The 2094-nt window shown below is 32.8% G+C and carries 4 protein-coding genes; all 4 read right to left on the bottom strand.

What is annotated here, in order from left to right; genetic code table 11:
- Positions 1-160: 160 nt before the first annotated feature.
- Positions 161-460 (bottom strand): IS3 family transposase, encoded by a 300-nt coding sequence (locus A9G38_RS09490; protein WP_037486845.1) that lies wholly within the window; start codon positions 458-460, stop codon positions 161-163.
- Positions 461-553: 93 nt separating this feature from the next.
- Positions 554-955, bottom strand: a complete 402-nt coding sequence (locus A9G38_RS09485; protein WP_034915100.1) for a hypothetical protein — start codon at positions 953-955, stop codon at positions 554-556.
- Between the two features lie 118 nt (positions 956-1073).
- Entirely contained in the window at positions 1074-1784 is a 711-nt protein-coding gene (locus tag A9G38_RS12495; protein ID WP_202961585.1) for a hypothetical protein, read from the bottom strand.
- A 132-nt stretch (positions 1785-1916) separates the two neighbouring features.
- On the bottom strand, positions 1917-2094 hold a 178-nt coding region (locus A9G38_RS11805), incomplete at its 5' end, for a transposase (protein ID WP_141671791.1).

Here is a 2094-nt window from a genome sequence, read left to right as displayed (position 1 = left end):
CCATAAGACTGATAGCTCTGATTAAATAGCGTCACGATTTTATCGGCATAAAGCCCTATTGATTTTTGTCTATTCAATTTGCACTGATAATAAGCATAATGTCTTGATAATCCTAAATATTGACATAGCTTTGTTATGCTATAACGATGTCGATTTGCTTTTAGGATAGCGATTTTCGTCCTATTATCAGTGCTGCTTGCTTTAGAATATCGTTTTCCATACGCAGCTGTTTAAGCTCTTTACGCAACGCGATTAACTCTTGTTCTTGTGGACTGCGATTATCTTTTGTTTTAAATGAGCCGCTTTGGCTTGCTTGCGTTATCCAACGGTCCAAAGCTGATGGTGTCAAATCATATTCGGCAACGATTTCACTACGTGATTTACCATGTTGATAAAGACTGACCATTTGCTGTTTAAAATCATCTGTGAATGTTCGTCTTTTGCGTTTAATCTTATTCATATTTGTTCCTTTTTTAGTTGTGATAAGTTTACCTTACCCCTTAAAAAAGTTGTATGATTTAGTGTAGCCGATCCAATCTAACATTTATAACCTTTATAAAAATGTAAAACCAAAAAAATGATTTGGGTCAAAAAGTAAATTACCGCAGTCTTGACCATTGACGTAACTTATACTCATTGAGGAGAAGGGTATTGATGAGTATGTTATATCGGTGATAATTACAGCCTGCTCAGTTTTGAATAATTGTGAATAAATTGACATCAATGAAAAATGGTCATCATCATCTAAAGTAAACCATGCTTTAATTTCTGTTAGTTCATTATATTGTATAATACCTGCTTCACTAAGATATAACTCAAAAATAATTTCATCAATAATAAAATATAATCTATCATAAAGCGGGTGAAAAATCGGTAGAGTAGCATAATCAATATAGCCAGCGATCATTACATCCTTTAGTTCACCAAGCATTAATCTATCAAAAAACCCCTGCATGATTAATCCTTTTTTTACTTTGTACAATTAACTTAAAAAATGATTCTGTTGTAATCTAGGGATTCATAGTATATTGAATACCAAGTTATGATTAACCTTTATATATTGCCATTTTATCTTAAAAAATACCTTTTAATTGCTTTTTGGATATTTTGAGCTGTTTAGCGATGATTTCTACGTAGAATGAATCACTTTGAATAATGTAATGGCAATAGTCACCACGATCATAATGTTGCCACTCAGGAAAATGGGATTGTCGTTCATTTTTTAATTGTTCAAGCCATGATGATTCTGGAATAATCCAATAACAAGTATTAAAATCATCACCATCACAATGGCTATAGTAAGCGTACTGTTTGTTTCGTTCAAAGCGCATTGCCCAAACATTAGAAAACTGAAATATACCCGTAAATTTAGAATACTTGGCAGGTTTATACCATATTTTACAATAGGCGGTTAACGTATCGCCTTTGGAATTTATGGCAATGTCATCGTTGGAGGCTTGCCAAAAAGGAAGTTCAATGGGATAGGCATGATCTTTGGCTTGTGAGTGTTGATAGATAATACTATGATTGGTTAAGGTTGTTTGAATATGCTTTTCAACGTGGTAATTAGGAGATTTATCCTCTGTAATCATGAATGTAAGAATATAAGATGGATTAAGGACGATGTCAAAAGTACGATCAATTTTGTCATGAATTATTATAGTAAAATCATCTAACTTAGCTTTAGCAATACCACTATCATTTTTATATGTAAATGTACAGTTAAAGGCTTTCGTAAGTTTGGCTAATAGTTGTTGAAATGAGCAATTATCATCAATTAACAACCTTAACTATTTTGGGGGAGTGTTCATCTGTTCCTGCTTAGTACTATTACTTTGCGATTAATTTAAGACTAAACTGGTAAAAATATTTGCCAGTTTATTAGGGGCTGTTGATCTTTGCTGTACATAAATTACTCAACAATACATTGGCAGCCACATTAACATAAATGCCAGTGATACCATACTGGCATAATTCCTTTCTAACTTATCGTATCTAGTTGATATTGAACGATATTGCTTGATTCTAGCAAAGGCATTCTCGACTAAATGACGATAGCGATAAAGGCACCTATCCATACTGCTTTTATCTATA

The sequence above is a fragment of the Gilliamella sp. Imp1-1 genome, assembly GCF_001690415.1.
GTDB lineage: Bacteria > Pseudomonadota > Gammaproteobacteria > Enterobacterales > Orbaceae > Gilliamella > Gilliamella bombi.
This window is presented reverse-complemented; position numbering and strand designations above follow the sequence as displayed.

Bases quoted from the DNA above. Each gene is read 5' to 3' on its own strand.
- A9G38_RS09490 (WP_037486845.1), bottom strand. From the start codon at position 460: ATGAATAAGATTAAACGCAAAAGACGAACATTCACAGATGATTTTAAA.
- A9G38_RS09485 (WP_034915100.1), bottom strand. From the start codon at position 955: ATGCAGGGGTTTTTTGATAGATTAATGCTTGGTGAACTAAAGGATGTA.